The sequence below is a fragment of the Methylomicrobium album BG8 genome, from assembly GCF_000214275.2.
Classification (GTDB): Bacteria; Pseudomonadota; Gammaproteobacteria; order Methylococcales; family Methylomonadaceae; genus Methylomicrobium; species Methylomicrobium agile.
On the sequence record NZ_CM001475.1, the window covers coordinates 1468018 to 1489980 of the forward strand.

General features: G+C 55.7%; 21 protein-coding genes and 1 pseudogene. 10 read left to right on the plus strand and 12 right to left on the minus strand.

The window, feature by feature from the left end:
- Nucleotides 1–205 precede the first annotated feature (205 nt).
- The 4 genes and pseudogenes from METAL_RS06335 to METAL_RS06350 form a co-directional block, all read right to left on the minus strand.
- Nucleotides 206–967, minus strand: a complete 762-nt coding sequence (locus tag METAL_RS06335) for an ABC transporter permease (protein WP_005370722.1) — start codon at nt 965–967, stop codon at nt 206–208.
- The gene (locus METAL_RS06340; RefSeq protein WP_245549483.1) at nt 964–1944 is read right to left on the minus strand and encodes an ABC transporter ATP-binding protein; all 981 of its coding nucleotides are present in this window, start codon (nt 1942–1944) and stop codon (nt 964–966) included. Before METAL_RS06340 ends, METAL_RS06335 begins: the two co-directional genes overlap by 4 nt.
- 29 nt (nt 1945–1973) lie before the next feature.
- The gene (gene sseA, locus METAL_RS06345) at nt 1974–2855 is read right to left on the minus strand and encodes a 3-mercaptopyruvate sulfurtransferase (RefSeq protein WP_005370725.1); all 882 of its coding nucleotides are present in this window, start codon (nt 2853–2855) and stop codon (nt 1974–1976) included.
- 200 nt (nt 2856–3055) lie between these two features.
- Nucleotides 3056–3525, minus strand: a pseudogene (locus METAL_RS06350) (transposase); the annotation flags it as partial.
- On the opposite strand from METAL_RS06350, the gene METAL_RS06355 reads away from it, so the two are divergent.
- Nucleotides 3497–4030, plus strand: coding sequence for a CDP-archaeol synthase (locus tag METAL_RS06355; RefSeq protein ID WP_245549484.1), 534 nt, complete (start codon nt 3497–3499; stop codon nt 4028–4030). The pseudogene METAL_RS06350 and the gene METAL_RS06355 overlap by 29 nt on opposite strands.
- A 200-nt stretch (nt 4031–4230) precedes the next feature.
- On the opposite strand, the gene METAL_RS06360 is transcribed toward METAL_RS06355, so the two are convergent.
- Nucleotides 4231–5187, minus strand: a complete 957-nt coding sequence (locus METAL_RS06360; RefSeq protein WP_005369880.1) for an IS5 family transposase — start codon at nt 5185–5187, stop codon at nt 4231–4233.
- Nucleotides 5188–5317: 130 nt separating this feature from the next.
- Between METAL_RS06360 and METAL_RS06365 the strand changes: the two genes are divergently transcribed.
- Both METAL_RS06365 and METAL_RS06370 read left to right on the plus strand, forming a co-directional pair.
- Entirely contained in the window at nt 5318–5986 is a 669-nt protein-coding gene (locus METAL_RS06365) for an endonuclease/exonuclease/phosphatase family protein (RefSeq protein ID WP_005370726.1), read from the plus strand.
- Nucleotides 5983–6570 (plus strand): CDP-alcohol phosphatidyltransferase family protein, encoded by a 588-nt coding sequence (locus METAL_RS06370; RefSeq protein ID WP_005370728.1) that lies wholly within the window; start codon nt 5983–5985, stop codon nt 6568–6570. Before METAL_RS06365 ends, METAL_RS06370 begins: the two co-directional genes overlap by 4 nt.
- A gap of 15 nt (nt 6571–6585) precedes the next feature.
- Here METAL_RS06370 and METAL_RS06375 read toward each other — a convergent pair whose 3' ends face one another.
- Nucleotides 6586–8853 (minus strand): DNA internalization-related competence protein ComEC/Rec2, encoded by a 2268-nt coding sequence (locus METAL_RS06375; RefSeq protein WP_005370729.1) that lies wholly within the window; start codon nt 8851–8853, stop codon nt 6586–6588.
- Between the two features lie 123 nt (nt 8854–8976).
- On the opposite strand from METAL_RS06375, the gene METAL_RS06380 reads away from it, so the two are divergent.
- Nucleotides 8977–9543: a DUF2062 domain-containing protein gene (locus METAL_RS06380; protein WP_157203443.1), complete on the plus strand. Its 567-nt coding sequence runs from the start codon at nt 8977–8979 to the stop codon at nt 9541–9543.
- Between the two features lie 111 nt (nt 9544–9654).
- On the opposite strand, the gene lolD is transcribed toward METAL_RS06380, so the two are convergent.
- From lolD to fur, 3 genes are read right to left on the minus strand one after another with little or no spacing between them, the layout of a single operon-like run.
- On the minus strand, nt 9655–10335 hold the full coding sequence (gene lolD / locus METAL_RS06385) for a lipoprotein-releasing ABC transporter ATP-binding protein LolD (protein ID WP_005370731.1): 681 nt from the start codon (nt 10333–10335) through the stop codon (nt 9655–9657).
- Entirely contained in the window at nt 10328–11575 is a 1248-nt protein-coding gene (locus METAL_RS06390) for a lipoprotein-releasing ABC transporter permease subunit (RefSeq protein WP_005370732.1), read from the minus strand. Before METAL_RS06390 ends, lolD begins: the two co-directional genes overlap by 8 nt.
- A 24-nt stretch (nt 11576–11599) precedes the next feature.
- On the minus strand, nt 11600–12016 hold the full coding sequence (gene fur / locus METAL_RS06395; RefSeq protein WP_005370733.1) for a ferric iron uptake transcriptional regulator: 417 nt from the start codon (nt 12014–12016) through the stop codon (nt 11600–11602).
- A 179-nt stretch (nt 12017–12195) separates the two neighbouring features.
- Between fur and METAL_RS06400 the strand changes: the two genes are divergently transcribed.
- On the plus strand, nt 12196–12804 hold the full coding sequence (locus tag METAL_RS06400; RefSeq protein WP_005370734.1) for an outer membrane protein assembly factor BamE: 609 nt from the start codon (nt 12196–12198) through the stop codon (nt 12802–12804).
- A 545-nt stretch (nt 12805–13349) separates the two neighbouring features.
- A complete protein-coding gene (locus METAL_RS06405) occupies nt 13350–14216 on the plus strand; it encodes an aldo/keto reductase family protein (RefSeq protein WP_005370735.1) in 867 nt (288 codons plus the stop codon).
- 17 nt (nt 14217–14233) lie between these two features.
- Here METAL_RS06405 and METAL_RS06410 read toward each other — a convergent pair whose 3' ends face one another.
- The 3 genes from METAL_RS06410 to METAL_RS06420 are packed head-to-tail and all read right to left on the minus strand — an operon-like array spanning nt 14234 to nt 16321.
- Nucleotides 14234–14533: an RnfH family protein gene (locus METAL_RS06410; RefSeq protein ID WP_005370738.1), complete on the minus strand. Its 300-nt coding sequence runs from the start codon at nt 14531–14533 to the stop codon at nt 14234–14236.
- Nucleotides 14526–14957, minus strand: coding sequence for a type II toxin-antitoxin system RatA family toxin (locus METAL_RS06415; protein WP_005370739.1), 432 nt, complete (start codon nt 14955–14957; stop codon nt 14526–14528). Before METAL_RS06415 ends, METAL_RS06410 begins: the two co-directional genes overlap by 8 nt.
- Nucleotides 14958–14959: 2 nt before the next feature.
- On the minus strand, nt 14960–16321 hold the full coding sequence (locus tag METAL_RS06420; protein WP_005370740.1) for a sodium-dependent transporter: 1362 nt from the start codon (nt 16319–16321) through the stop codon (nt 14960–14962).
- 105 nt (nt 16322–16426) lie between these two features.
- On the opposite strand from METAL_RS06420, the gene smpB reads away from it, so the two are divergent.
- The 4 genes from smpB (at nt 16427) to ftsH (ending at nt 21888) form a co-directional block, all read left to right on the plus strand.
- On the plus strand, nt 16427–16912 hold the full coding sequence (gene smpB / locus METAL_RS06425; RefSeq protein ID WP_005370742.1) for an SsrA-binding protein SmpB: 486 nt from the start codon (nt 16427–16429) through the stop codon (nt 16910–16912).
- Between the two features lie 72 nt (nt 16913–16984).
- Entirely contained in the window at nt 16985–17338 is a 354-nt protein-coding gene (locus METAL_RS06430; RefSeq protein ID WP_005370744.1) for a HopJ type III effector protein, read from the plus strand.
- A 1117-nt stretch (nt 17339–18455) separates the two neighbouring features.
- The gene (locus METAL_RS19860; RefSeq protein WP_005370746.1) at nt 18456–19829 is read left to right on the plus strand and encodes a sigma-70 family RNA polymerase sigma factor; all 1374 of its coding nucleotides are present in this window, start codon (nt 18456–18458) and stop codon (nt 19827–19829) included.
- Between the two features lie 154 nt (nt 19830–19983).
- Nucleotides 19984–21888 (plus strand): ATP-dependent zinc metalloprotease FtsH, encoded by a 1905-nt coding sequence (gene ftsH / locus METAL_RS06440; protein ID WP_005370748.1) that lies wholly within the window; start codon nt 19984–19986, stop codon nt 21886–21888.
- The last annotated feature ends 75 nt before the right edge of the window (nt 21889–21963 follow it).

Below are 21963 nucleotides of genomic sequence, written 5' to 3' on the forward strand. Positions count from 1 at the left end.
TTCTGCTATTGTCTATGGATTTCGAGCGTTGCAAGGGATGTTTTTGATCCGGGCTTGGTTCATGCCCTGAAGACCCCGTTTTGAGGGGCGAGTGCGCTGATTTTTTTATTTTCGCTCTGCGCAAATTATTTTTATTTTTCGTTCCGTTTTATCCCTCTTCATTTCGTTTCATTTCCATTTATCTCGCTTTTCCCCTTTCATTTATCTAATTTCTATTCATGTACCCCGTCTTAAACACCCACCAGACAAAAGTCAGGCAGAGGATCAGAAAGCCCGCTATCATGCCAATGCTCATGCCGACGTGTACATCGGCAACACCGTAAAAACTCCAGCGAAAGCCGCTGATCAAATACACCACGGGATTGAATAGCGTGATCTTCTGCCATAACGGGGGCAGCATCTTGATCGAATAGAATGCGCCGCCCAGGAAAGTCAGGGGCGTGACGACCAGCATCGGTACCACCTGGAGTTTCTGAAAATTATCGGCCCACAACCCGATAATGAAGCCAAACAGACTGAAAGTCACCGCCGTCAGCAAGAGAAAGGCGATCATCCACCCCGGATGGGCGATTTCGTAGGGTACGAAAAGGCGCGCGGTGCCCAGAATGAGCAGGCCCAGCATCACCGACTTGGTCGCCGCTGCGCCCACATAACCGATCAGCACCTCGATCCAAGAAACCGGTGCCGAGAGCAGCTCATAAATCGTGCCCGACCACTTGGGCATGTAAATCCCGAACGAAGCATTGGCGATGCTTTCGTTCAGTAAATTCAGCATGACCAGCCCAGGGATAATGAAGGCACCATAACTGACGCTGTCGATGTTGCCCATGCGCGAACCGATGGCTTTGCCAAAGACGATGAAGTACAGCGAGGTGGTCAGCACAGGTGCGGCGATGCTTTCCGCCAGCGTACGAAAGGTGCGCGCCATTTCGAAATGGTAAATGGCCCGGATGCCGTAGAGGTTCATGTCTGCTCCTGCTTGGACTGATGTACCAGGCTGACGAAGATGTCTTCCAGTGAACTCTCGCGGGAGCGTAAGTCTTTGAAATCGATGCCGTGTTGATTGAGCGTGCGCAACAACGCGGCAATACCGCTTTCTTCTTTTTGGGCGTCGAAGTGATAAATCAGGGCATGCCCGTCGTCGGAGAGCGTTAACGGCCAAGCGTTGAGCCCGGCGGGAATGCGGGATAGGGGCTGCCGCAAAGTCAGGGTAAGCTGCTTCTTGCCAAGCTTGCGCATCAGTATTTCTTTGTCTTCCACCACGATCAATTCCCCTTGGTTGATGACGCCGATCCGATCGGCCATGTCTTCTGCTTCCTCGATGTAATGGGTAGTCAAAATGATCGTGGTACCCTGCGTCCGTAGTTTGCGTACCAGGCGCCACATGTCGTGGCGCAACTCCACATCCACGCCGGCGCTCGGCTCATCGAGGAACAAGATCGCCGGCTCATGCGCGAGGGCTTTGGCAATCAGCATGCGGCGTTTCATGCCGCCGGAAAGGGTCATGATTTTCGCGTTGCGCTTGTCCCACAGGGACAGATCGCGCAGGACTTTTTCCAGATAGACCGCGTCGGGTGACTTACCGAATAGCCCACGGCTAAATTTGACGGTGGCCCAGACCGACTCGAACGAATCCGTATGCAGTTCCTGTGGTACCAGGCCGATGGCGGCCCGCGCCGCGCGGTAGTCCCGCACGATATTGTACCCGTCGGCGAAGATGGTTCCGGACGTGGCTTTGACGATGCCGCAGATCAGGCTAATCAGTGTCGTCTTGCCGGCTCCATTGGGTCCGAGCAAGGCAAATATCTCGCCGCGTCGGATGTCCAGGTTGATGTGGTTGAGCGCCCGGAAACCGTCGGCATAGACCTTGTTAACGTCGCGCACGGAGAGGATGGGGGCGGAGCTATCGGTGGTCATGGGCGCGGATACGGGCATTTTTTTCATGGATGAATGTAAATCCCAGAGTCTATTGATTACCGAGGCGCGATCGGCACATCCTTGCGCCTCCCCCATTCGGCCCAGGAGCCGTCGAATAACGGAATCTTATGAATACCCGCCTGATACAGCGCCAGAAGCAAGACTGCCGCTGAAACACCCGAGCCGCAACTGGTCACTATTGGCTTGGAAGACTCTACCATTGTCGATGACAGGAGTTGTCTCAGTTGGTCAACCGGCCGTAATCGATGGTCATCCGGCCTGAACAAATGTTGATAGGGAATATTGAAGCTGCCAGGGATATGGCCCGGTTGAAGGCCGGGCTCATGCTGTGGCCGTTGACCCATAAAGCTGTCTGCGGAACGGGAGTCCAGAATTTGGGCGGAGCCTTGCTGTTGAATCTCACGCATCTGCGCTAAATCGGCAAGCAGTTCGGGGTGAAAGACGGCATGAAAGGCTTTATAGACCGGGGCTTTTCTTTTGTCAGTCAACGGAAACGCCAATTGCTTCCATCGGGTTAAACCGCCATCCAGGACTTTGACTTTGTCGTGCCCGAATACTCGGAACATCCACCAGGCGCGGGCCGAGGCAAAAAAGTGGTGACGGTCGTAAACGATTATCCAAGTCTGGTTATCGATACCCAACTGACCCACTTGACGCCCGAATTGTTCAGCACTGGGAAGAGTATGCGGAAGAGGATGAGTCTGGTCGGCAATGTCGTCGATGTCGAAAAACTGGGCGCCCTGGATATGCTGGCGGTGGTATTCTGCAAGAGCGCTCCGTTGCTGTCTCGGTAAAAAGTAGGTGGCGTCCAGGATGACCAAATCGGGACGATCAAGATGCTGGCGCAACCCTTCGCAACTGATTAAAGCGCTGTCGGTATCAAGTTCGGCATTGGTTGGAAGTGGGGGAATGCTCATGTTTTCACTTTATCATAAGAGTAACGGTCTTCGCCGAGATCCTTACTTTAAGGAAACTCTGAATAAGTGAGTTTTCCAGAATTGGGCCCCCTGCCGGGGTTAGGAGTCAAAACTGGCCGATTTTCTCCGAGCAACTGCTCCTTGATGGCCTTTTTCACCCTTCATCCCGGTTTTTACCAGGGCACGGAACGGACGTTCCCCTAGGAGGGCCTCATCGCCTCCCGGATGTGGTAAAGATTGCCGAGGGCAAACAGCAAATACAGTTGCTGCACATTCTTATAAAGTCCTCGGTAGCGCACGTGGGTATAACCGAATTGGCGCTTGACGATCCGGAAGGGGTGTTCGACTACGGTACGGCACGCAGCCGGCAGGCGGTTGTAAAGGGCTTGCTCCGCCGGTCCTTCTGACGCTTGAAAGGAAAAGCCCACGCCGGCTCATCCTGTTGACCTGCCGTCAGATTGCGGTTCTTGCGGGTATAGGCCCGGGCACCGCCGACAACTTTTTCTTCGCCGTGCAGCAACGCCTCGGCCATAGCCCCATCCGCCACTTTTGCGGTGGTTACCTCAACCGTATGCACCCGGCCCGACTCGGCATCGACTCCACTGTGCGCCTTCATGCCAAAGTGATAATTGTTTCCTTTCTTGGTCGAACTCATTTCAGCATCCCGTTTTCGCTATACAGTGGACAGTTTAAGTTCGAGCGTTATCTTTGACGCCGTGTTTCTGCTTCTGGCTGCGAACGGTGCCCCGGTATTGCTGGGTGCACTAGCGGGTTCCTATGCCATGAAGCCGATAGATGGCGGCCTTCGGTTAAGCGATGGTCATCCTTTGTTCGGCACGGCCAAAACATGGCGCGGCCTATTCGCCGCCTGTGCGGCAACGCCTGCGGCTGCTTATCTGTTGGGACAGGGTCCGCTTACCGGTCTATTATTCGCGGTCGGCACTCTGTGTGGCGATTTGTTGGCCAGTTTTTGCAAAAGGCGGTTAGGCATGGCCGAAGGCAGCCATGTGCGCGGCCTCGATACGGTGCCCGAGTCGCTTTTTCCGCTGTTAATGGTAAAATCGAGCCTGGGCATCGGCTGGCTTGAAATCGTGATTTCAGTGGGTGCTTTTTACTTGATTGAAGAATGGCTTTCGCCTGTTTTGGTCAAATGGCGTTTGCGTAAACACCCGTAGTTCTTCCGCGGTGCGGAGAGTATGAATAAACCGGGCCTGAAGGTCTTAAGGAAGCTCTGAATAAGTGGTTTTTATAAGCGACACCGTGCGACATCCGTGGCACCTCGCCGAAAATGGGCAAATCCTTCCCGGCAGCGCCCGCTATCGGGGTGATTTCACTCAGTGTTCTCGGTTTTCCAGGGCGAAGGACAAAGGTCTCCCTAGGTCGGCTGCAGCGCCTGCCGAACGTGATAAAGATTGCCCAGGGCAAACAGCAAGTAGAGTTGTTGGGCATTCTTGAACAGCCCCCGGTAACGCACTTTGGTATAGCCGAACTGGCGCTTGACGATCCGGAACGGATGTTCGACCATGGCGCGTAACGGCGCCAGCATGTGGTTGTGAAGGGCTTGCTCTACCGGCAACTCTTCACCCTTCCCCCGCTTGAACGGAAAGGCCCAAACCGGCTCGCCTTCCAGGCGATCCGCCGCTAGATTCCGGTCCTTGCGGGTATAGGCCCGATCGCCCAGCACGACCCGTTCCTCGCCGTGCAGCAACGCCTCCGTCATGACCCCATCCGCCACCTTGGCGGTGGTCATCTCCACAGTATGCACCAACCCCGACTCGGCATCGACCCCAATGTGCGCCTTCATCCCAAAGTGGTAATTGTTCCCTTTCTTGGTCGAACTCATCTCGGCATCCCGTTTGCGCGCCCGGTTCTTGGTGGACGGCGGGGCAGCGATTAATGTCGCATCGACGATCGTGCCTTGCCGTAGCAACAGGCCTTTTTCGGCCAACAGCGCCGCCGTTTCATCAAATAGGGTTTGTGCTAACTGATGGCGTTCCAGCAGATGCCGGAACTTGAGGATCGTGGTTTCATCCGGCAGGGCGTCCTCGCCCGCATCGAGCCCGGCAAACTCGCGCAGCAGCGGCATGTCGTGCAATACTTCCTCCATCGCCGGATCGGAATAGCCGAACCACTGCTGCATCAGGTGAATGCGCAACATCGTCGCCAAGGGAAAGGGGCGGCGGCCTCGGCCCGCTGTCGGGTAGTGCGGCGCTATCCGGCTCGCCCACAAACTCCAAGGCACTACCTGCTCCATCTCTTGGAGAAATTGCTGCCGCCGAGTCTGTTTCGGTTTCTTCACGAACAGCGGGGCACTGAGTCCGAGTTGCTTCATGGCGGGCACCTATCGAAAATGGCAAGCTGCGGATATTTTATCCCAGGCGTAGGACTTATTCAGAGTTTCCTTAACTTACAATATCCACAAGGGCTTTAATCCGGGCAATCGGCGCTTCGTTCTGCATCAGATGAAAGAAGCCTTGGAAGAGGCGGGAGCCGACCTGTTGTTTCTGCAGGAAATGCAGGGAGAGCACCATCTTCATGCGCTGGAAGTCGAAGACTGGCCGGCGATTTCGCAATTCGAGTTTATCGCCGAAGGCGTATGGCCGTTTTATATTTACGGCAAGAACGCAGTGTACAAGACAGGTCACCACGGCAACGCGATTTTGAGCCGTTTTCCGTTCGTCAACTGGGAAAACATCAATGTTTCGCCGTTTCCGTGGGCCAGCCGGAGCATGCTGCACGGCGTGATCCGTATGCCGGACACGGACGAGGAGGTGCATATCGTGTGCATACATTTCGGATTGACCAGCCGCGAGCGGCGCGCGCAGCTTGACCGATTGAGCGAGCGGATCGATCAATATGTACCGCATCACGCGCCGCTGATCGTCGCCGGCGACTTCAACGACTGGCTTAGCCAGGCGGAGCGGCATTTTGAACGGCACCTCGGGCTGAAAGAGGTTTTTCATGTGACGCATGGCGATTATGCGCGGACTTTTCCGTGTTGGATGCCACTTTTGCCGATGGACCGGATTTATTTCCGCGGATTGACTCCGGTCGGGTGCGAACGTCTGGCGGGCGCGCCATGGCGCAGGCTTTCCGATCATGCCCCGTTGGCGGCGTCATTTAGCTTATGAACGGCAATCAACCTTTTTTCCGGTCCTTATGGACTCTTCCCAATCTGCTGACCTGCTTCCGCTTCGTCGCGGCGCCCGGCTTGCTGGCTTTTGCCTGGTCCGGCCATGACCGGGCTTTCATAAGTCTTCTGGCGCTGGTTTTTCTGAGCGACGTACTGGACGGATTTGCGGCCCGCCTGACCGGGCAGGTGACCGAATTCGGTGCCACGCTCGACAGTTTTGCCGATTTGCTGACCTATATGACGATCGCGGTCTGCAGCTTCTGGCTATGGCCCGATCTGGTCATGCGCGAATGGCTGTATGTCCTGATGATCGTCGGCAGTTGCATTGCCCCGCCTGCAGCCGGCATGATCAAGTTCGGCAGGCTCACCAGTTACCATACCTGGCTGGTCAAGGCGGCCGCGGTAGTGGTCGGCGTTTCTCTGTTCATTCTGTTTTTGGGCGGCACCGTCTGGCCGCTCAGGATCGCGGCTTTCGTCTCGCTGACTGCGGCGCTTGAGGAAATCACCATTACTTTATTGTTGCCGTCGCCCGAATCGAATGTGCGTTCGCTTTGGAATGTGCTGCAAAAACGCCAGTCCTGACCTTGGCGGCGGAAATTATTCGCTTCCGGCCCGCCAATATTTCTTATCCAGTTCCCGATACGTTTTTATGGTGAGGCCGTGTGCGGACAGATCGGCCAGAATGGCCCCGCTGTCGGCGCTCTTTAGCCATTTTGCCCCGATTTTCTGGTAGCGCGCGAGTACGCCAGCGTGGGGATGGCCGAATTGGTTCCGGTAGCCTGCGGGAATCAAGACATATCGAGGTTTTACAGTCTCTAAAAATGCCTGGGTCGAAGACGTTTTGCTGCCGTGATGGGGGGCGACCAGAATGTCTGCGCGCAAGGCAGACCCGTAGCGGTCGACCAGCCGGGATTCCGCGGCGGCTTCGATATCGCCGGCCAACAGAATGGCGCCGTTTCGGGAGCGGATTTTCAACACGCAGGAATTATTGTTGTCGGTTGCCGGGTCGAGCCGTTCGGGTGCGAGCATCGTAAAGTCCACCTCATCCCATCGCCAGCTTTGCCCTGCCTTGCAGAGGGCAGGCGCATATTCGGCCAGGCCCTCCGGCGCGCCGGTCAGGAGGTGTGCGACAGGCAGCGCGCGCAAAATCGAGCGCGCGCCGCCGATATGATCGTTATCGCCGTGGCTGACGATTAGTGTGTCGATCTTGTTTGCCCCCCGGCTGTGTAGATACGGCAGTACCACGTTGCGCCCCATATCGCTCTCGGGAGAAAACTGCGGGCCGGTGTCGTACACCAGCCAGTGGCCGGCGGTTTGTATGCCGACCGCAAGTCCCTGGCCGACATCGAGCAGGGTCATCCTGATTTCGCCTACCGCCGGCCGGGCGGGGGCAGTGAAAATCAGCGGCGCTATCATTATCACGCCCAACCAGCGCGAAGGCGTTCCGAACGGCGCGAGCAGCCAGAAGGCGCCTGGTATCGCGGTCAGCAGCGCCCAGTAGGGAGGCGCGGAATGGCTGAGGGTTGCGGCCGGAATTTGCGCCATTAAATTGAGCAGCCACATCAAGCTCCGCAAGATATAGTCGGCCGGCAACAGCAACAGGCCGGCGAGCGTCGAGGATAGCGGCAGGAGCAACAGGCCGAGGAGGGCCAAAGGCAACACGGCCAGGCTGATCACCGGCACGGCCAGGAGATTCGCGAACGGCGCGATAAAAGTGATTTGCTGGAAAAAGAACAACAGGAAAGGCGCAAGCCCGAGCGATGTGACCCCATGTAATTTGACCGCCGCGCCGAAAGGTTTCGGTTTGGCCAGGCGGCCCGCGACCGCAAACAGGATCAGTCCGACCGCAAAGAATGAGAGCCAGAAGCCGGTCGATAGGACCGCGAGAGGATCGAGGATCAGTACCCCGAGTAAAGCGGCGGCAAGGGTATCGATGGGCCTGCTGTTCCTCTGCCCGATCACCGACGCCATCGCGATGGCCAGCATGATCAGCGCACGTTGCGCGGGGACCGCAAAACCGGCGAGAAACGTATAAAACACGGCCGCAATTAGTGCTACGAGCGCCGCGATTCTTGGCGGCGGCCAGCGCAACACGCCGGTCAGGGCCCAGCCTTTGAGCGCCAGAAAATAGACAAAGCCCGCGATCAGTCCGATATGCGAACCGGAAATCACGATCAGATGCGTCGTTCCGGTTTTTCTGAAAATATCCCATTGCGCTTGCGTGATCCGGCTGCCGTCGCCGATCATCAGTGCCTGCAGCAGCGCGAGGCTGGGCGAGCCGGTCAACAGTCCGTTCAGCCGGTCGGCGATCTTTTGTCTCAAGCCGGGCACATTGGCGTAGGCGGCTTCTTTGATCAACACGGGTGGCGGGCGGGTTCGCACGTAACCGGTGGCGCCGATGCCTTCGGTAAACAGCCAGCGCTCGTAGTCGAAACCGCCCGGATTGAGGGTGCCGTGCGGGCGTTTCAGTTTGACCGTAAAAGTCCAGGTTTGTCCGGCTTTCACCGGGCGATCCGGTCGATACCAGGTGAGCCGGATCCGCGAAGGGAATTCCGGCGGCGACTCGGCGATCGCGAAATCGAAGCGTAAGTTTTTATCCCCTACGTCAGGCAGGTTGGCGATCCGTCCGGTGATTCTCAGATCGGTGCCTTCCAGCGCCTGAGGCAGCCGGTCGTGTAAACGGATCAGCGCGAAACCGGTTCCCCAGAACAACCCTGACAGGATGAATGCCACGACCCAATGGCGCCGCCATAACGCAAAGCCGAATACGGGCACGAGGAACAAGAGATAGCCCGCCCCGGTCATATCGGGGAGTTGCTGGACCAGCATAACCCCTATCAAATAGCTGATCGCCGCGATGATCATAAGGCTGTCGGCAATATTTTTTTAGCGCAATTAAAAAACTGTTACACTTAAGCCATGCCTGACAGGGGGCCTTTTCCGCCCTGCACGGGCGCTCTCAGGCATCAGCTGCATTCTCTAGGCATTATGGCAAAACAATTGGTAAAACGGCTTCTGGACAAGCTCGTTCCCGATCACGACGTGATCAAGCGACATAAGCACTTGCAGTTTCTGGGCGACAGTCTGCACGAACCGAATCTGTGGCATTTGAACAGGCACTCGGTCGCAAAGGCTTTTGCGATCGGCCTGTTTTTCGCCTGGGTTCCGCTGCCGGCGCAAATGGTGTTTGCTGCGGCCGCCGCTATTTATTTCCGTTCGAATATCCCTTTATCGGTGGCGCTGGTCTGGGTGACCAATCCGATTACGATGCCGCCTTTGTTTTATTTCGCCTACCGGGTCGGGCTATTATTCATGAATACGCCGGCCACCGAGCAGAGCGCCGATTTTTCGGTCGGCAATATGCTCTCCGAGTTGGGAGAGGTCTGGCAGCCGTTCCTGTTGGGTTGCCTGATACTGGGCGTGATTTCTTCAGCCGCCGGCTATTTCGGCATCCACTATTTTTGGCGGGCCCATATCACCAAAAAATGGACCGATAGAAAAAAAAGAGCGGATCGCATCCGGCCTTTCCAGTGCACTTACTGGCGCAAGTCATAGAAAAAGGTTTTGCGTAATCGCCGCTGTGCCTACCGGATAAAATAAGCGGTCTGGATTTTGAGGTATGACCCCTTCTCCAGCCTGGAGAAGGGGATCAACGGCGTGACCGTTTTAAGAAACGATCAAACCGTCTTCCATGTGCAGTACTCGGCCGATCTTCGAAGCCAGCTCATGATCGTGCGTAACGACCAGGAAGCTGACGTTCATTTCCTGATTCAATTCCAGCATCAATTCGTAAACCTGATGGGCGGTTTTGCTGTCCAGGTTACCGGTCGGTTCGTCCGCCATGACCAGTGCGGGCTTGTTGATCAAGGCTCGGGCAATTGCGGCGCGCTGCCTTTCGCCGCCCGACAATTCGCCCGGCTTGTGCTCGATCCGGTGGCCGAGTCCGACGCGCCTGATCAGTTCCACGGCGTTTTCGGACGCTTCCTTGACCGTTTTTCCGCCGATCAACTGCGGCATCGCGACGTTTTCCAGGACGGTGAATTCGCCGAGCAGGTGATGGGATTGGTAGACGAAGCCGAGCGCGCGGTTTCTAAGCTTCGCCAAGCCCGAGGAACCGATTTTGTTGATGTCGATGTTGTCCAGCACCACTTGGCCGCCGCTGGGTTTTTCGAGTCCGCCCAACAGATGCAGCAAAGTGCTCTTGCCGGACCCCGAGGCGCCCATGATGGCGACGCGCTCGCCCACGCCGATCGTCAAATCCACGCCGCGCAGGACTTCGACGTCCAGCTCGCCCTGGGTGTAACGCTTGGTCAATTGCCGGCATTCGAGTATCGCGGTGTTATTCATAGCGCAAGACCTCCGCAGGGTTGACTTTGGCGGCCTGCCAGGCGGGGTACAGCGTGGCGAGCAGGGAAAGCAAAAAAGCCATTCCGGCGATCGCGTAGACGTCGGTCAGCACCAGTTTGGAGGGCAATTCGCTGATGTAATACACGTCGGCCGGTAAAAAGTTGACCTGAAAAAAGGTCTCGATCTTGCGCACGATAGTGCTCGCATTCAAGGCCAGCGTAATACCGCCGAGCGTGCCGATCGCCGTGCCGGTCACCCCGATGATCGTACCGAGCACCACAAAAATGCCCATCACCGCGCGCGAAGTCAGGCCCTGGGTTTTCAGGATCGCGATGTCGCCGCGCTTGTCGGTGACCACCATCACCAGCGTCGAGACGATATTGAAGGCGGCGACCGCCACGATCAGCAACAGAATGATGAACATCACCCGTTTCTCGGTCTGCACCGCACGGAAAAAGTTGCTGTGGGCCTGTGTCCAGTCGCTGACCACGTACTCGCCGTAGAACTCTGAGGCCAGTTCACGGGTAATCCTGGGCGCGTTGAAAATTTCGTCGAGTTTGATCCGCAGGCCGGAAACGGCTGTATCCATCCGATACAGTTTGGCCGCATCGTCGAGATGGATCAGCGCCATGTTGCGGTCGTATTCGTACATGCCGACCTTGAAGAGGCCGGTGACGGTGAAGCGGCGCATGCGCGGCAGTATGCCTGCCGGCGTCGAATTGATCTGCGGGCTGATCACGGTGATCTTGTCGCCGACGATCACGCCGAGATAGTTGGCCAGTTCCGCGCCGAGCACGATGTTGTAGCTGCCAGCGGTTAAATCGGACAGCCTGCCCTCCACCATGTTCGCACCGACTTTGGAAACCTTGTTTTCATAATCGGGCAGGATGCCGTTCAGCATCGTGCCGCTGACGCGGCGGTCGGCGTTGATCATCACCTGACCGCTGATAAACGGGGCAACGCCTTCGACATGCGGTTGATTCTTGATTTTCGCCTCCGCCTCCGGCCAATTGTCGAGTTGGCCGTTCAGCCCGGTGACCGTGGCATGCGAAGTCATGCCGAGGATTCGTTCGCGCAGCTCGGCTTCGAAGCCATTCATTACCGACAGTACGGTAATCAGCGCGGTGACGCCGAGCGCAATCCCGAATACGGACGTGAGCGTAATGAAGGAAATGAATTGCGTTCGGCGTTTGGCACGCGTGTAGCGCAAGCCGATATAAAATATCAGTGGTTTGAACATGAAGTTGGGCGAGAGGTGGGAAAATCAGGATTTTTTGCAGTTCGGACAATAACCGTACAAGTAGAGGCCGTGGTCGGTCAGCTTGTAACCCATCCGTTCGGCAATCTCTTTCTGGCGGTTTTCGATCACCTCGTCCGAAAATTCATCGACTTTGCCGCATTTGATGCACATGATATGGTCGTGATGGTCGCCGCTGGCCAATTCGAAGACCGAGTTGCCGCCTTCGAAATGGTGGCGGGTGACGAGGCCCGCCGCTTCGAACTGGGTCAACACGCGGTAAACGGTGGCCAGGCCGATTTCCTCATCCTCGCTGAGCAAGATTTTATAGACCTGCTCCGCGGTCAAATGGCGGTCATTGACTTGATTTTCCAGGATTTGGAGTATTTTGATCCGAGGCAGCGTCACCTTCAGGCCGGCGTTTCTTAAATCATGCGATTCCACTAGTTATCTCCGATAGAGCCGAGATCAGCCGTTTTTCCATTGCAATTGGCCATTGTAGCCTTTTTTGACCGTGAATGGGATGAGAAGTTGAAGGCGGTAGGGCCTTATTAATAAAGGCGAATAGGATTATTTTTTGACATCAGGTATGATGCAGCATTTTTCTATGATACCCGAGATTCATGCGTAAGTTTTTACTTTATTTTACGCTGCTGGCCGGAATGGCGGTTGCTTCCTGTTCGACGGTTTTAAATAATCTGCCCGGCGTCTACAGGGTCGATGTGCAACAGGGCAATATCGTGGATCAGTCGATGGTGGACCAGCTCAGGCCCGGGATGAGCAAGCGTCAGGTGCTTTATATCATGGGGTCTCCGATGTTGAAGGAATCCTTTCGCGAGAACCGATGGGAATATCTTTATTCGAATCAGCCCGGCGGCGAACCGCGGCAACAGAAGAGGCTCATCTTGATTTTTGAAGGTGACAGCGTAGTCGGCTTGCAAGGCGATTTCAAACCGAGCAAATTGCCGGTGCTCAAGCCTTCTCCCGACGCGACCGTGGAGGTGCCGAAACGGAATCTCGACGAAAGTTTATGGGGAACCATCAAGGGATGGTTCGGCACGGATAAGTCTGCCGCCGCATCGCAGCAGGAAAGCGAGAAGGAGAACGCGCCCGCGGAGGAATCGAAAAGCTTATGGGAAAGTTTGACCGGCTGGATGCGTTCGGATGAAGGCGATGAACCGCAGAAAGGCGAAGGGCAGGGCGTCACTCCGGCTGACGCGGAAGGTGAATGATGGTGTTTCCCCTGACTGGCCGAGCCGGGATGTCGAAAAAATCGAGGCTCCTTCGCTTTAAGCCCTCCCTTTCCAAATGCGATTACAACCGTTGAGGAAGGTCTCGAGATGGCGGAGCGGATGGTTTTTATCGACGCGCTTCCAGCCTATCTTGTCGGAAATTTCGGGGAAATCAAATTTCGATTTTTAAGGGGGAAGCCGAATTTTGATCCTGGCGTTTCCGCCGGATTGCGAAGGTGAAAACGACGCTCCCTCCCTAATTTGCCTGCCCTGTGAGGATTTCCATAAAAGCCGGCCTCTAAGGCAATCGAGCGTAATGCAATCATCGATGTTTATGCCGGTCTAACCCATGTCCTTATACACAAGTCCGTCATTCCGGCAAAGCCTGCCCCCGGTCAGGGATTTCCGGAATCCAGGTTACAGGGATGTTTTGAACTTGCCATCCCTGGCGCTGGATACCCGCTTCCCGGCGGGTATGACGGCATTTATGTATAGGGGCATGGGTCTATAACCGGTCGGTTGCTATAAATTAAGGAGGAATGATCATGCCGAATCCTATCCTGACGATTAGCCCGGTGATCGAGCATCGGGGCGTTAGCGTGCCGACTTTTCTTTACGGCACGGCCTGGAAAGAGAATGCAACCGAACGGCTGGTCGCTTTGGCGCTCGAATCCGGCTTCCTGGGAATCGATACGGCGAATCAGCGCCGCCATTATTTCGAGGAGGGCGTCGGAGAAGCGGTCGGTCGGGCATTGGCTTCGGGGAAACTGCAACGCACCGGCCTGTTCCTGCAGAGCAAATTCACCTATGTTTCGAGCCAGGATCATCGGTTGCCTTACGATTCGCAGGCCAGTTACGCGGTGCAGGTGGAGCAATCCTTGCAGAGTTCGCTAGCGCACCTGCATACCGATTATCTGGATTCCTACCTGTTGCATGGGCCGGCTTCCGGCCGGGGTTTGACTTCGGCCGACTGGGAAGCCTGGGGTGCAATGGAAAACCTGCAGGAATCCGGCCGGGTCAGGCTGATCGGCGTCTCCAACTTTTCGCTCGAACAATTGCAACTGCTGCTCAAGAACGCCGATATCAAGCCTGCATTCGTACAAAACCGCTGCTTTGCGCGCACGGGATGGGATGCGGAAATCCGGGCGCTGTGCCGCGCGCACGGCATTACTTACCAGGGCTTTTCCCTTTTGACCGCGAACCTGGCAGCGTTAGGGCGGCGCGAAATGCGGGAAATCGCCGAACGCCATGGCTGCACGGTCGAACAGGCGGTGTTCCGGTTTGTACTGCAGGTCGGGATGATTCCGCTGACCGGTACGGCCGACCCGCAACACATGATCGAGGATCTGGCGGTCTACCGGCTTGAGCTTGCCGACGAAGAAATCGAGCTGATCAAGCGTATCGCGTTTTAGAACCGGATAACCCGCGTCTACTTTTTGACGGCCCGCTGCCTTCTGGCCTCCTTCGGGTCGTGCCGGAGCGGCCGGTAGATTTCGATCCGGTCGGCGGCCTTGACTTCTCGATCGAGAGGGCAAGCCTTGCCGAAGATACCGACCGGATTGACGGCCAGATCGATTTCAGGAAAATGGATCAACAGTCCCGACGCCTCGATCGCTTCCCCCACCGTCGCGCCGGCGGGCAATTTCAGGGTCACCAGGGTCTGAACATCGTTTGTCGCATAGGCGACATCTACGAGCACTTCGTCCTGGCCGTTATCGGCGTTATGCATAGACCGCCTTGGCGCGTTCGGTGAACGAAGTGACCATCGTGTTGCAGATCTGGTTGAACACCGTGCCGAAGGCCAGGCTGGCCAGCATGCCGGGCATTTCGAACTCCAGATCCAGTGAAATCTTGCTGGCATCCTCGCGCAGCGGCATGAAGCTCCAGACGCCTTCCAGGTAGGTGAAAGGGCCTTCGAGCAGCGAAACGGTGATTTTGCCGCCGGGATCGATCCGGTTTCGGGTCGAAAACGTTTTCTTGAAGCCGCCTTTCGAAATGGTCAGTTCGGCTTCGACGATGTCGCCTTCGCGTTTCAGAATTCGGCTGCCCGAACACCAGGGCAGGAATTTCGGATACGACTCGATGTCGTTGACCAGATCGAACATCTGTTTGGCGGAAAATCTGACCAGTGCGCTTTTCTGCACAACGGTCATCGTTACAGCACTCCCACCACATGCAGAAAGACGAGGAATACCGCCAGCGGGGCGACATAACGGACCAGCAGCATCCACAGCTTGAACCAGAGCGGCCGGCCCAGGTTCAGTTCCTGTTCGCTGTGCCGAGGGTGCATGATCCAACCGCAAAATACCGCGATGCAGAAGCCGCCGACCGGCAGCATCAGGTTGGCGGTCAGATAATCGATCAAGTCGAAAAACGTCCGCTCGAACAGTTTGACGTCCGACCAGATATTGAACGAAAATACGGTGCCGAGCCCCAATGCCCAGGCCACAAGGCCCGCCTGGGTACAGGCTTTCTCGCGGCTGTAACCCTTGCTCTCGACCAGCCAGGCGACCGCGGGTTCGATCAGCGCGATGGAGGAGGTGAGCGCGGCGATCGCCAGTACGATAAAGAACAGCACCCCGAAAAACCAGCCGCCGGTCATCGAGCCGAACGCGATCGGCAAGGTCTTGAAGATCAGGCCGGGGCCGGAATCGGGATGCAGGCCGTGCGTAAAGACGAGCGGAAAAATGATCAGGCCGGCGAGCAGCGCGACAAAGGTGTCCGCCGCCGCGATGATGATCGAGGTCTTTGCGATCGAAATGTCGGAAGATAAATACGAGCCGTACACCATTACCGAGCCCATGCCGAGGCTCAGCGTAAAAAACGCCTGGCCCATCGCGGTCAATACCGAATCCCCGGTCAGCTTGCTGAAGTCCGGCTTGAACAGGAAGTTGAAACCGTCGAAATAGCCGCTGGTGGTCATCGCATAGCCCAGCAGCAGGATCATCAGGCCGAACAGGCTCGGCATCAGGTAGCGTACGGCCTGTTCCAGCCCGTTGTTTACGCCGCGCACCACGATCAGCAGCGTCGCAATCATGAACAGCGAATGCCAGAACGTCAGGCGCAGCGGATTCGAGACGAAATCGTCGAAAATGTCCTTGATCACGGCCGGGTCGGCGTCGAAAAAGCTGCCGGTAAACGCTTTCAGCACATAAGCGGTGGACCAGCCTGCGATCACGCTGTAGTAGGACAGAATCATCACCCCCGCCGCGACGCCCATCCAGCCCAGATAGTGCCAGTTCTTGTCCGCGCCGGCTTCCTCGGTCAGGATTTCCATCGTATTGATCGGGTCCTGGCGGGTGCGCCGGCCGAGCATCGTTTCGGCCATCATCAGCGGAATCCCGATCAGCGCGACGCACAGCAGGTACACCAGGACGAATGCCCCGCCGCCGTTCGCGCCGGTAATATACGGGAATTTCCAGATATTGCCGAGGCCGACCGCCGAACCGGTGGCCGCGAGGATGAAAGCAAAGCGCGACGACCATTCGCCGTGAATCGTTTTTTTCACATTCGCCATGAGGAGTGCCTATCAGAAGCTATATAAAAACACTGGATCGAGTCTAATCGAGTAAAATAACAAATTTATTGTTTTACGTCAGTCGAAAATTACCGTTCGCCCCTCATGGCCGATAAAAAATCCAAAAAGAACAAGAGTCAGCAAAATTCCACGATCGCGGTCAACCGGCAGGCGACCCACGAATATTTCATCGAAGAACGCTACGAGGCGGGGCTGGTGCTGGAAGGATGGGAGGTTAAAAGCCTGCGCGAAGGCAAGGTGCAATTGAAGGAAAGCTACGTGAGCATCAAGCGCGGCGAAGCCTGGCTGTCCGGCGCGCATATCTCGCCGCTGCTGTCCGCCTCGACCCATATCAGGCCCGAAGCGGTGCGCGCCAAGAAACTGCTGCTGAACCGGCACGAATTGAACAAATTGATCGGCTCCGTCGAGCGCAAGGGTTACACGATAATTCCGCTCTCGCTCTACTGGAAGCACGGCCGCGCCAAACTCGAAATCGGCCTTGCGAAAGGCAAGCAATTGCACGACAAGCGCGCCAGTGCGAAGGACCGGGATTGGCAGCGCGAAAAAGCCCGGATCATGAAACACGGTTGACGGCTGAGCGGCTGTTGGTATTGCTTTTGAAATTAAACCCATCCTATCTTGAATCTTCATCTCGACTTTCCGATGTCCCTTGCCAAATTTTTAGAAAAAGTTAGAAAAAACGAACCGGTCAGCTTTCAGGACACGATTTCGATAATCAGCGAACACTACGATTATCATCCGGTCGAATTCAGCAACGGCCTGGGCGATCAGCGCCTGGTCAATTCGGCGGGAGTCAACGAAGGATCCTGCAAGATCTTCGCCTTCGCACTGCTGCACGACCTGGATAAACAGCAAACCTTGAGTTTATTCGGCGATTTTTACCGGCAGGAGGTTCTGGCAGATCCCGAAGGCAAAAGCCATCAAAATATCCGCAATTTCATAAAATACGGCTGGGAAGGCGTACAGTTCGAAGAAATGCCGCTGGAAGAAAAATAACTCGAACGGCCTGGCCTGATCTTCCGGCCGCTTAAGGCATCGGAAGGTGTTTTCCGGTGCCTCCCGGCTTCCGGCCGCAAAGGACATGTGGGAACCGAACTTTCTACTCATCATCGATAGCCTTTTATGCCGACAAGGCCGATCTGAAAGGCAAACTCCAGTCGACGAAAATTGGCTCGAAATCATTACCTTCTACTGCTTGTTATCCCGTCTCGGGACTGAGAACCGTCTTCGGCATGACGCTGGGTCATAGAGTAGTTATCCGTGAACGGGATCAGAAGTCACAGGTTTAACTTTCATTTTTCTTTCGCAATGGCTTCCTGCGGATTCCGTGCGTCCGTCGGCTGTTTTAGCGCGCGAGCGGCTCTCTCCGGATAAGTTCTCGCAATAAGAATGAGGTGTGCGGCGCCCCCCGCTCTTGAATCTTCTTTTATTTTCTCCGGACTGATCTTGCGAGTTCGTCTTCCGTTTTTCTATTTATCCACACTATTGATCATACTTATCTTTTAAAAAGTAATGTTGTACTTAGTTGTACATAATGATAAATTTTTTACGTTGCAGCGAATGTTGCGGGGGCCCATTTCAATAAAAAACCTGATGATGAACGGCAGTTCGCTCGACGGCTTGAAGAAAACCGTTATCGGACAAGTTCGGCAGTCAGAAGTCCATTGAAGGAGAGTCGCAGTATTCGATTTTTTGACAAGAAGGCTTTCCATGCGCCATTTAGTCGTTCGCTTATGTACAGTGTTCCGGAAATGATTGACAAATCAACTCTCCGGAATGCTTTTGTATAAATATTGTATAGATTTTTATTTGACGCAGGAGGTGAAAATTGTTAAATTGCAAATACATTCATGCTTTACCAGTGAGTGAGGTCGGCAATAAATAAACTAATTTATCAAAGTGTTGTCAAACTCAGACAGGGAAACAAAATCGAGCGGCCGCTCTTGTTTTTCAGCATATTGAATAATTATTGTAAAGGTTTTCAATCAACAGGCTTTTTTCAATGGCAGCGAGCGGTTAACAACGGACGGTTTTCGGCGCTTCAGATAAGGAAGTTTTTATTTTGAGGATATTGCGAGCGTTGATTCAGTAACATTTTGGGGAGGATAGGCAAATGGCTGTCACGATATCGGAAGGATATTTTTCGGAATTGAGGGAAGAGACCGATCAGGAAACCGTCTACCCAGAGTTTGATGGGACGGCGGAAAAACCGGAAAGCTCCACCGTCAATACCGTCAATACGGGGGAGTCGAATATGTTGATTGCAAGGGAGCTGAAAATCCGCAAAGCCGACTTGATCGATGCATTGCTTTGTTCCGTGCTGACTCCCTTGTGGCTGCTTAATGAATATGAACGGCAGTTCGACAAAGAACCTCAGGAAGTCGACGATGAACCGAAGCTATCCTCCGAATTGAAGTCGTCCCTTGTTCTCATTCATCAGTCTTATCAGCGGTTCATTCATGCAGGCGCAGGTCCCGAGGCGCAGGATCTGCGGCAGGCTTTGCAATGGTTTCCCTTTGTATTCAAAGATCTGACGCAACTGGTCGATCTGCACTGCTATGCGGCTCTGCAGGCTACGGAAAGCAGTGTCGGGAGGCGAAAGCTCGGTGCGCGCCTGAGACGACGCAACGCCAGGCGGTGCAGGGAGGATTTCGACGCGATTCTCGAACTCGACCGGCAGCATTTCGGAGCATGGGAATGGCTTTTTCCCGAAAACAAAGACCGCTATGAATATGTTCAGGGCCTGCTTGCGAAGGAACGTCTCTGGCTTGCATCGCGCCAACAGTTGGTAACCGCAAATTCCGGCTTGGTTCTGTATATTGCGAATCAGTACAAAGGCGGTTTTCTGGATTTCGATGATTTGGTCCAGGAGGGCCAGACCGGTTTACTGAAAGCCGCAGACCGTTACGATTATCGGCTTGGATTCAAGTTTTCGACTTACGCGGGTTACTGGATCAGGCAGGCGATTTCCAGGGCACTGTCCCGTTGTGAACGGGTGGTCCGGATTCCGTGCGGACAAATCGGCGTGATCAACAAGTTTTTTCGGGATCGCGAGCAACTCATCCTGCGCCTCGGCAAGGAACCTTCCCTGCAGGATCTGGCCGGGCATACCGGTCTGTCGCTCGAAGAAATCAACAAAATTCTCGCGATTTCGCAGGCGGCGGTACCCATCGAGGCCTCCGCGGAAAATGACGAAGACACCTATGCCCCCATTGATTTTCTCGAACAGCAGGTTTTTTCCACGCCGTTTGGCGTGCTTGCGCAATCCGACCTTGAGCAGTTGATTGAACAAGCGTTCAGGATATTGAGTCCGAGAGAGGCAAAGATCATCAGTCAGCATTTCGGAATCGATACTGAGCGGGAAAAGACCTTGAAGGAAATCGGGGCGGAATTGAATCTGACCCGGGAGCGGGTCAGGCAAATCGAGATGGCGGCATTGAATAAAATCAGATCCCATTACGGGGGGCAACTGGGCAATTTTCTGTAAAATATTTCCGCGGACCTTGAAAAAAACAAGGCCGTACTTAATTAATTGATTAAAATAATAAGTTATTCGCCGCCTTGGGCACTTGGTGCGGTGATTTCGGAAGGGAGTCCGGCATGTAGAACTTGAAAATCAGAAAGGGTCAGGAGAGATAAAAATGAAATCCAATCTATATAACTTGCTGTTCTGGTCGATCCTGATCACCGGCTTGATATTGGTATTCAATCGCTTTAACGCGCCCCCGCCGGCAATGGACGGCATCGCTTATTCGGATTTCCTCGCCAAGGTCAAGGCGAAGCAGGTCACGCGCGTCGAAATCATGGGCGACCATGTCAAAATCCGTACCAACGACGGCCAGGATCTGGAAACGATCAATCCCGATGATCCGCACATGATCGACGACCTGTTGGCCGCCGGGGTGCAGATCCGCACCGTGGCACCGCCCAAACAATCGTTTTTGATGCAGATTTTCGTATCCTGGTTTCCGATGCTGCTGCTGATTGCGGTCTGGGTGATCTATATGCGGCGCCAACAGGCCGGCGGCGCGGGCAGTTTCGGCAAGAGCAAGGCGAAGCTGCTGGAAGAAGACAAGCGCAAAGTAATGTTTGCGGACGTGGCCGGCTGCGAGGAAGCGAAGGAAGAAGTGGTCGAACTGGTCGACTTCCTGTCCGATCCGCAGAAATTCCAGAAGCTGGGCGGCCAGATTCCGCGCGGGATTCTGATGGTGGGCCCGCCGGGCACCGGCAAGACCCTGCTGGCGCGGGCCATTGCCGGGGAGGCCGGAGTCAAGTTCTTCACCATCTCCGGCTCGGACTTCGTCGAAATGTTCGTCGGGGTCGGGGCGTCCCGGGTGCGGGACATGTTTGCGCAGGCCAAAGAGCATGCGCCCTGCATCATCTTCATCGACGAAATCGACGCGGTGGGCCGCCAGCGCGGCGGAGCCGGCTTCTCCGGCGGCAACGAAGAACGCGAACAGACCCTGAACCAATTACTGGTCGAGATGGACGGCTTCAACGGCAACGAAGGGGTGATCGTGATCGCGGCCACCAACCGCGCCGACATCCTCGACAAAGCCCTGTTGCGGCCCGGCCGTTTCGACCGCCAGGTCAACGTCGGCCTGCCCGATGTGAAAGGCCGCGAACAGATCCTGAACGTGCACATCAAGAAAGTGCCGGCCGGAGCCGACGTCGAACTCAAATACATCGCCCGCGGCACCCCGGGCTTCTCCGGGGCCGATTTGGCCAACCTGGTCAATGAAGCGGCCTTGTTCGCGGCCCGTGCCAATAAACAGGAAGTCACCATGGCCGACCTGGAGAAAGCCAAGGACAAACTGCTGATGGGGGCCGAACGCCACACCATGGTGATGACCGAAGACGACAAGCGGCTGACCGCCTACCACGAAGCCGGGCACTGCATCGTCGGGCGGCTGGTGCCCGAGCACGATCCGGTGTACAAGGTCAGCATCATGCCGCGGGGCCGGGCTTTAGGGATTACCATGTTCCTGCCCGAGCAAGACCAGTACAGCGCCAGCAAGCGCAAACTGGAAAGCCAGATCTCCAGCCTGTTCGGCGGGCGCATCGCCGAACAGATGATCTATGGCGGCGACCGGGTCACCACCGGCGCCTCCAACGACATCGAGCGGGCGACCGAACTGGCGCGCAACATGGTCAAGCGCTGGGGGTTCTCGGACAAACTCGGGCCGCAGGTATACGGCGAAGAGAGCGGCCAGCCGTTCATGGGCTACGCCTCGCCGGGCTCCTCGTTCTCGAACGAGATCGCCCACCAGATCGATGAAGAGATCAAGGCGGTGATCGACCGCAACTACCACCGGGCCGAGCAGATCCTGACCGAGCACGTCGACATCCTGCACCAGATGGCCGAGGCGTTGATGAAGTGGGAAACCATCGACAAGCGCCAGATCGACGACCTGATGGCCGGCCAGGAGCCGCGGCCGCCGCTCGACGACAGCGATGCCTCCGGCCCCACGGCTTTGCACAAACCCGATAAGGGCGACGATAAGACCGTAAACGTAAATAAAAATAAACCGGTCGGACAGGTTTGAGGTGCGCTCATTACGGGGGGCTCATTACCCCCCTTTTTTTCGCCGGATGAATTTCGGGTAATGGGGTGTTGGCTT

Bases quoted from the DNA above. Each gene is read 5' to 3' on its own strand.
- METAL_RS19860 (WP_005370746.1), top strand. From the start codon at position 18,456: ATGGCTGTCACGATATCGGAAGGATATTTTTCGGAATTGAGGGAAGAG.
- METAL_RS06370 (WP_005370728.1), top strand. From the start codon at position 5,983: ATGAACGGCAATCAACCTTTTTTCCGGTCCTTATGGACTCTTCCCAAT.
- METAL_RS06400 (WP_005370734.1), top strand. From the start codon at position 12,196: ATGCGTAAGTTTTTACTTTATTTTACGCTGCTGGCCGGAATGGCGGTT.
- METAL_RS06365 (WP_005370726.1), top strand. From the start codon at position 5,318: ATGAAAGAAGCCTTGGAAGAGGCGGGAGCCGACCTGTTGTTTCTGCAG.
- METAL_RS06380 (WP_157203443.1), top strand. From the start codon at position 8,977: ATGGCAAAACAATTGGTAAAACGGCTTCTGGACAAGCTCGTTCCCGAT.
- METAL_RS06375 (WP_005370729.1), bottom strand. From the start codon at position 8,853: ATGATCATCGCGGCGATCAGCTATTTGATAGGGGTTATGCTGGTCCAG.
- METAL_RS06340 (WP_245549483.1), bottom strand. From the start codon at position 1,944: ATGAAAAAAATGCCCGTATCCGCGCCCATGACCACCGATAGCTCCGCC.
- METAL_RS06405 (WP_005370735.1), top strand. From the start codon at position 13,350: ATGCCGAATCCTATCCTGACGATTAGCCCGGTGATCGAGCATCGGGGC.
- METAL_RS06360 (WP_005369880.1), bottom strand. From the start codon at position 5,187: ATGAAGCAACTCGGACTCAGTGCCCCGCTGTTCGTGAAGAAACCGAAA.
- METAL_RS06335 (WP_005370722.1), bottom strand. From the start codon at position 967: ATGAACCTCTACGGCATCCGGGCCATTTACCATTTCGAAATGGCGCGC.
- smpB (WP_005370742.1), top strand. From the start codon at position 16,427: ATGGCCGATAAAAAATCCAAAAAGAACAAGAGTCAGCAAAATTCCACG.
- sseA (WP_005370725.1), bottom strand. From the start codon at position 2,855: ATGAGCATTCCCCCACTTCCAACCAATGCCGAACTTGATACCGACAGC.
- METAL_RS06420 (WP_005370740.1), bottom strand. From the start codon at position 16,321: ATGGCGAATGTGAAAAAAACGATTCACGGCGAATGGTCGTCGCGCTTT.
- METAL_RS06430 (WP_005370744.1), top strand. From the start codon at position 16,985: ATGTCCCTTGCCAAATTTTTAGAAAAAGTTAGAAAAAACGAACCGGTC.
- ftsH (WP_005370748.1), top strand. From the start codon at position 19,984: ATGAAATCCAATCTATATAACTTGCTGTTCTGGTCGATCCTGATCACC.
- METAL_RS06410 (WP_005370738.1), bottom strand. From the start codon at position 14,533: ATGCATAACGCCGATAACGGCCAGGACGAAGTGCTCGTAGATGTCGCC.
- METAL_RS06415 (WP_005370739.1), bottom strand. From the start codon at position 14,957: ATGACCGTTGTGCAGAAAAGCGCACTGGTCAGATTTTCCGCCAAACAG.
- lolD (WP_005370731.1), bottom strand. From the start codon at position 10,335: ATGAATAACACCGCGATACTCGAATGCCGGCAATTGACCAAGCGTTAC.
- METAL_RS06390 (WP_005370732.1), bottom strand. From the start codon at position 11,575: ATGTTCAAACCACTGATATTTTATATCGGCTTGCGCTACACGCGTGCC.